Origin of the sequence: Mesorhizobium sp. M7A.F.Ca.ET.027.03.2.1 (genome assembly GCF_003999175.1) — a bacterium.
Lineage (GTDB): Bacteria > Pseudomonadota > Alphaproteobacteria > Rhizobiales > Rhizobiaceae > Mesorhizobium.
Genome location: NZ_RZOM01000362.1, coordinates 1 through 5,328, shown reverse-complemented (window position 1 = coordinate 5,328; position 5,328 = coordinate 1). Strand labels below are relative to the sequence as shown.

At 64.1% G+C, this 5,328-nt stretch carries 5 protein-coding genes and 1 pseudogene; 2 read left to right on the top strand and 4 right to left on the bottom strand.

Translation table 11 applies throughout. The features are described 5' to 3' along the window. Nucleotides 1–110: 110 nt before the first annotated feature. Nucleotides 111–1,256, bottom strand: a complete 1,146-nt coding sequence (locus EN750_RS17060) for a KamA family radical SAM protein (RefSeq protein WP_127397103.1) — start codon at nucleotides 1,254–1,256, stop codon at nucleotides 111–113. Between the two features lie 163 nt (nucleotides 1,257–1,419). Here EN750_RS17060 and EN750_RS17055 point away from each other — a divergent pair, with 163 nt between their 5' ends. Further along, nucleotides 1,420–2,355 (top strand): hypothetical protein, encoded by a 936-nt coding sequence (locus tag EN750_RS17055; protein WP_127397102.1) that lies wholly within the window; start codon nucleotides 1,420–1,422, stop codon nucleotides 2,353–2,355. A 28-nt stretch (nucleotides 2,356–2,383) separates the two neighbouring features. Here the strand turns inward: EN750_RS17055 and EN750_RS17050 are convergent, their stop codons facing one another. After that, on the bottom strand, nucleotides 2,384–3,940 hold the full coding sequence (locus EN750_RS17050; protein WP_127397101.1) for a serine hydrolase: 1,557 nt from the start codon (nucleotides 3,938–3,940) through the stop codon (nucleotides 2,384–2,386). Between the two features lie 102 nt (nucleotides 3,941–4,042). On the opposite strand from EN750_RS17050, the pseudogene EN750_RS17045 reads away from it, so the two are divergent. Further along, nucleotides 4,043–4,376: pseudogene (locus EN750_RS17045) on the top strand (AMP-binding protein); the annotation flags it as partial. A 74-nt stretch (nucleotides 4,377–4,450) separates the two neighbouring features. On the opposite strand, the gene EN750_RS17040 reads toward EN750_RS17045, so the two are convergent. Together EN750_RS17040 and EN750_RS17035 are read right to left on the bottom strand one after the other, a co-directional pair. Beyond that, nucleotides 4,451–4,663: a 4-oxalocrotonate tautomerase family protein gene (locus tag EN750_RS17040; RefSeq protein WP_127269408.1), complete on the bottom strand. Its 213-nt coding sequence runs from the start codon at nucleotides 4,661–4,663 to the stop codon at nucleotides 4,451–4,453. 54 nt (nucleotides 4,664–4,717) lie between these two features. Beyond that, on the bottom strand, nucleotides 4,718–5,328 hold a 611-nt coding region (locus EN750_RS17035), incomplete at its 5' end, for an SDR family oxidoreductase (protein ID WP_127397100.1).

Sequence of the window (5,328 nt, the reverse complement as noted above, 5' to 3'; positions counted from 1 at the left end):
CGTCACTATACGGGGAGAGGATGCCGGCAGGCAGGTGAGGGGCGGCGCAGACGCTGGCCATTATGAACGGTCGCTGTGACGCTGTAGGATTATCCGGGTGGATCCTGGCGTCACGAGCCTGGAATCTTCGAAGACTGTTCCTCTTGCACGCCAACGATCTCCCTATATTCCCGCACTTCGCCATCGAGCCCGCGCAGCCGCCAGCTCTCCCCCTGCCTGCCCTCGACATGACAGGGCCCGATCGGCACCTTGCCGCCGCCTTCCGGCAGGTCGAGCACATAGACGGGGTTGCAGATGCCCGACAGCCGCGCCCGCAGCGCTTCAGTCAGCGCCTGTCCCTGCGCGATCGTCGTGCGCCGGTGCGCCATGCCGCGCGCGAGGTCGCCATGGTGCAGGTAGTAGGGTTTGACGCCGAGGCGGTACATCAGCTCGCGGCAGAGCTCCTCCAGCGCCTCGATGCTGTCGTTGACACCCTTGAGCAAAACGCTCTGGTTGAGCAGCACGAACCCGGCTTGCCGAAGCGTGCGGCAGGCCACCTCGGTGGCGCCGGTGATTTCACGCGCGTGATTGAAATGGGTGACGACAGTGACCATCAGCCGGCCCTGCAGCGCCGCGACGAGCCCTGATGTAATGCGCGACGGCAGCACCACCGGCACGCGCGTATGGATGCGCAGCAGCCGTACATGGGGGATCGCTTCTATGCGCGCGAAGATTTCGGCCAGCGCCTTGTCGGGCAGCGACAGCGGATCGCCGCCGGTCAGGATCACCTCGCGGATTTCGGGGTGGTCCGCGATATAGGCCAGCGCCGGCTCCAGCGCCTCATGCGTATAGCCACGACCGATCGAGGTCAGCGATTCCTTGCGGAAGCAGAACCGGCAATAGACCGCGCATTGATAGGTCGGGAACAGCAGCACCCGGTCGGCATGGCGGTGCGTCAATCGCGGCACCGGGCTGAAGTCATGGTCGGCGATCGGATCGTCGAGCTCGCCTTCCACCTCCTCCAGTTCTTGCGGAGAGGGGATGACCTGCGCCCGGATCGGATCGGCCGGGTCGTTCCAGTCGATCAGGTCGAGATAGGCTTTGGGCGCGCGCACCTTGTGGTTCACCGCCGCGGCCTGGGCGGCTGCGCGCTCGGCTGGGGACAACGGGAGGGACGCCAGGTCGCGCACGTGGCGCACGCCGGCGCGGACGTCCGCCTGCCAGGCGGTGTCGGGATCGGCGGCGCGTGCATTGTGGAGGTTGGTATCTGAAGTCATCAGGGTTCTCGGGGGGGGCAGTTTCTGGCGGAGCTATCGGCCGGATGGCCATGCGGGTCAACCTTCTGGGGTGGTCGCCGCCATCAAATCAACCGCCTGCAAATCCGTAGGTATTTAGCCAAAATGGCACTATTCTGCGCAGTCTGGGCTTCAGGGAAAACGAATGGACTTCAGCACAGGCCATGGTTACCTGCTCATCGGCGGCCTCATCCTCGTCGGTACTGGGCTGCTCATCCTGTCGCTGATCGTCAATCTGCGCGTCGCCCACAGTGTGCGCGACGACGTGCGCCATCGCGAAAAGCTGCTGGAATACCACCGCAACATCTTCTCGCAGTTGGGCGTGATCCTGATCGGCATCGGCGTGTCGCTGTTCATCTTCTTTTTCCAGCAGAATTACCAAGACCAGCGCAGACGCGAAGCGGATCTTCAGCAGGTTCTAGCCAAGCTGGCGGCGCGCATCGCTCGCGGCGCTCCCCTCGTCGAGTCACTTGGCGAATTCGACGCGCTGCTGGATGACGGCGGGGCCTATATTAGTCCCGAACTTGGTGGAACCAACGCCGCCATCGGCGCGCAGGGAGCGGAGCTTGGCAAGCAGATCCGCGAAATCCTGCTGGTTGAGCGCGACGTCGACATCCGGGACTTCGACATCCTCAACCTGTCGCGCGATTTCGAGTCGTCGTTCGTCGTCAACGAGCTCGATCCGACGCTATGGTTCGACATCGTGCGCGACGAGAGCGAGATCAAATATGCCATCACCCAACTCACCCTCGACTACAAGGACCTGCAGGATGCGATCGGCGGCGAGCCGATCGAGGTTGCGATCGCCAATCCTGAAACGGAGCGCAAGATCAAGCACGAGGTGCTCGACATCTTCTACGATGCTGACCTCTTGCGCCAGCGCAGCAGGCGATTTCTTGGCCGCGCGTGCTGGCTTCTCAGCCACGGACGCAGCTTTGTCAGTCTTGCACCGGTCGACGCGATCGAAGCCGATGCGAGGTCACATCAGGAATGGATAGACAGGTCGAAGCCCTTGCTGGCGCAGACGAAATCGGGCAACGGCGATTGCTTCAAACTGCTCCGATACGGCCCCGCATCCTGACTCCCGGCGGCACCCTTCGATTTGGAAGTCAGTCCCCCACACGTTGCAGCGTGCCGAGATGATTGTCGTCGAGAAAACCTACGGTCATGGCCGACGCCTTGTCGTCAGCGCCGACCACAAAACTTACACCCGAGGGGCTATCCGGCGTCTCCGCGTCGGGGAAGGTCAGGAAAAGGTCACCGTCGAAATGCCTCAATGAGTAGGACCGGCCGGCGGCCGGGCCTACCCTGAGCACAAGGTGGTCTCCCGCTTCCGACACAATCGCGTCGCCGATGAAGTCGTTGGCGTACCGGCCGGCATAGACACTGCCCGGCGCGGCTGGCCGTGGCGGAGACGGCGGCGCGGCATAGGCGGCCTTGGCCGCCGCGACCGCCGGACCGAACAGGCCCGCATAGATATCATTCCACGCCTTGACCCAGTCCTTCTCGACGCTACCGTCGAAGACGAGATCGGCGAAGCTGTCGGACAATCCCTCCGGCAGGCCAGTCGGAAAGGCGTTGGCGACGATGACGATGCCCAGCTTCTCCTTTGGGAAGACTGTCACCAGGGTACGTGCGCCGACGCTGAAGGCGCCGGCGTGGCCCCAGCTCAGGCCGTGTCGGCCGAATTCGACATTCCAGCCGAGGCCGTAGAACGATGCGCCGCCGGAGACGGGGTTGTTGCCGCGCGCTATCAGCGGAACATGCGTCTGGCTTAGCGCATCGGCGGCAATCAGTGTCTTGCCTGCATAAACGCCGTTGCCGAGGATGAGGCGCACCCATTGCGAGAGGTCACGTGCCGTAGAGCTGACGCCGCCGGCGGGCGCCTGCGCATCCGGATTGCGCTCTATCCTCGCGGCCCAGGCGCCATCAACCTTGACGTGAAGCGCGGCGCGGTTGGTTTGCTTGACGAAGTCCGAATGACGGGAACTGGTCGAGGCCATGCCAAGCGGACGGTAGAGCTTCTCCTCGGCGACCTCCTCCCAGGGCTTTCCTGTCGGTGTCGCGGCTGCCACGGCACCCTCTGTCAATCCGAAATTGCTGTAGGCATACCCGGCGCGAAAGCTCGACGATGGTGGCACGAACCGCAGGCGATGCAGTATCGCGACGCGGTCGTAGCCAATGTCCTCGAGGTCGTCTCCGGCGGTGCCCGGAAGCCCGCTGCGATGCGAAAACAGGTCGCGGACGGTGAGTTGGCTTGCCGGATAAGGATCAGCCAACCGGAAGGCCGGATCGAGATCGGCGATCTTCGAATCCCAGGACACGATCCTGTCGCTAACCAACGCCGCCACGACGGTGGCGGAAACCGGTTTGGAAAGGGAGGCGATCTGGAACACCGTGTCGGCGTCGACGGTCTCTGGCTTGCCGGCCTCGCGATGCCCAAAACCCTTGAGGAAGATCACCTCGTCATCGCGCACGACGCCGATGGCGAGACCGGGTACAGCACCGTCCGCTACGGCGGCTTCGGCAAGCGCTTCGAGCTTCGACAGGGCAGCAGTGATGCGCTCCGGCGTGAGGGTATCGGCCGGCGCCGTGCGCGGCCAAAGCGCCATTGCGGCGATGAAGACCCAAACCCTCCACTGACAGAGATTCCGATTCAGCCGCATGCACAAGCCTCCTCCCAAGCATTCACAAGGCCATGATACAGGCCCGCACGGGTGAGGCCAGCCCTTCTCGGGCCATTCGCGCAACCGGCGGTCGATCTCCTGATCGGCCGCGCCGACGACGTCATCGCCTCTGCCGGGCTACCGCATCGACGTCGAAAGCGCGCTGATCGAACATTCGGCTGTCAACGAGGCAGCCGTCGTCGGGGTGCCCGACCCGCAGCGCACCGAAATCGTCAAGGCCTTCGTCGTTCTGGCGCCCGCCTTTCAAGGCAGCGAGGCGCTGGCCGAGGAACTGGCGCAGCATGTCCGCAAGCGCCTCTCGGCTCACGCCTATCCGCGCGAGGTCGAGTTCGTCAGCGAGTTGCCGAAGACACCCAGCGGCAAAATTCAGCGGTTCCTGCTGAGGAAGGCCGAGGTGGAGAAGCGGAAGGGGTGACGCTGCCGATCTCCCCACTTGGGAGGTCCCGAAGGACGGGCGAGACCCGTGGCTCCCCCGGGAACGGCCCGGCACTACTCCTTTGCGCGAAAAACTTCCGGCACGACGAACACTTCGTCAGCCCGGCCATAGCCGCCGTCGGCGACCTCCTCGACCAGCACCATCGTGAAGGGGCGCACACCCTCGCCGAAAAAGTCGACGAACATGGCTGTCGTTCGATGGATGAGGTCTTCCTTCTGCGCCCTGGAGAGCGCCGCTTGCGGTAACTTGATGTTGGCGAATGGCATGATCTTTTCCTTTCTGTGGAATTTCAGGTTCGGGGTTGAGCGGTCGGCGACGGCTCAGACGACGCCACCATTGGCGCGGATGATTTGTCCGTTGACCCAGAAGCTGTCCGGTCCGGCCAGGAACGAGACCAGCCGGGCAATGTCGTCGGGCTGGCCAAGCCGGCCGAGCGGGATCATCTTGCCGATGGCCTCGATCTGCGCCTCGCTCTTGCCGTCCGTGAACAGCGCGGTCTCGATCGGTCCGGGCGCCACCGCGTTGACGGTGACACGGCGCGCGCCAAGCTCCTTGGCCAGGATGTGGGTCATCGCCTCGACACCCGCCTTGGTGGCGGCGTAGACGCCGTAGCCTGGCTGGTAGAGGCCGACGACGCTGCTGGAAAAATTGACGATGCGGCCGCCGTCGCGAAGCCGGCGCGCACCTTCCCGCATGCCGCGGAACACCCCGCCGAGATTGATCGCGATCTGCGTGTCGAACGAAGCATCGTCGGTCTGCGCCATCGGCGACGTCTTCATGACGCCGGCATTGTTGACGAGGATGTCGATGCCGCCGAACGCCTTCTCGCCGGCGTCGAACAGTGCAGCGATACCGTTCGGATCGGCGATATCGGCCTGAACGGCGATCGCCTTGCCGCCGCCGGCTTCGATGCTGCGGACCAGTTCTTCGG